Origin of the sequence: Rhodococcus sp. IEGM 1351 (assembly GCF_030056875.1) — a bacterium.
GTDB lineage: Bacteria > Actinomycetota > Actinomycetes > Mycobacteriales > Mycobacteriaceae > Rhodococcus_F > Rhodococcus_F opacus.
This window is the reverse complement of the sequence record NZ_JASHKU010000087.1, coordinates 1-1,039: the sequence shown is the minus strand read 5'-3', so window position 1 is coordinate 1,039 and position 1,039 is coordinate 1. Positions and strand designations below refer to the sequence as shown.

General features: G+C 67.5%; 1 protein-coding gene. It reads left to right on the top strand.

Annotation, left to right across the window (positions count from 1 at the left end; translation table 11 throughout):
- The coding region (locus tag QM806_RS40870; protein ID WP_283295040.1) for a condensation domain-containing protein at window positions 1-1,039 on the top strand (1,039 nt) is incomplete at both ends.

Genomic DNA, 1,039 nt, shown 5'->3' with positions numbered 1-1,039 from the left:
TCGACGACGACTTCTTCACCCTGGGCGGCAACTCGCTGCTCGCGACGCAGGTGGTGTCGCGGCTAAGCGTGGCGATGGATGCGCGGGTACCGATGCGAGTGCTGTTCGAGGCGTCGTCGGTGCAGGCACTGTCGACGTGGCTCGAGTCCCAGGCGACGGCGGGTGCACACCCACCCCTGGTTCCGCGGACCCGACCCGAACACATCCCGCTATCGTATGCGCAGCAACGCATCTGGTTCCTCAACCGGTTCGACCCACACTCACCGATCTACAACATTCCATTCGCCGTGCGCCTGTCGGGAACCATGGACACGGCCGCACTACTGGCAGCGATCGCAGACGTCGTGGACCGGCACGAGACCCTCCGGACGATCTACCCCGAATCCGAGACCGGCCCGCACCAAGTGGTCGTCCCGGCGGCCGAGGTCAGCGGGGCGGTCGAATCGGCCGCGGTGACCGAGAACGAGCTCGCCACGCGACTGCTGTCGATGGCCTCCGCCGAGTTCGACGTCACCACATCGGTGCCGGTGCGGGCCGCCTTGTTCGAGACGGCCGACAACGAGCACGTGCTCGCCGTGGTGCTGCACCACATCTGCGCCGACGGCTCCTCGATCGCCCCGCTGGCCCGGGATCTCATGACCGCCTACACGGCGCGCACCCACGGGAACCCACCCGCCTGGAGCGCACCGACTGTGCAGTACGCCGACTACACCCTGTGGCAACGCGAACTACTCGGCTCCGACGACGACCCCGATTCGTTGCTCACCCGGCAGCTGACCTACTGGCGTTCCACACTCGACGGGCTGCCCGAACAGCTCGAACTGCCCGGGAACCGAACGCCGCCCGCCGTCACCCACCGTGGACGAACACACACGTTCACCATCGACACGCCCACCCACCGCGCTGCAGCCGAACTCGCACGACAACACACCGCGACCGTGTTCATGGTGCTGCACACCGCATTCGCGATATTCCTGGCCCGAACATCGGGCACCGCGGATATCACGATCGGCACCCCCGTCGCCGGCCGCGGCGACCC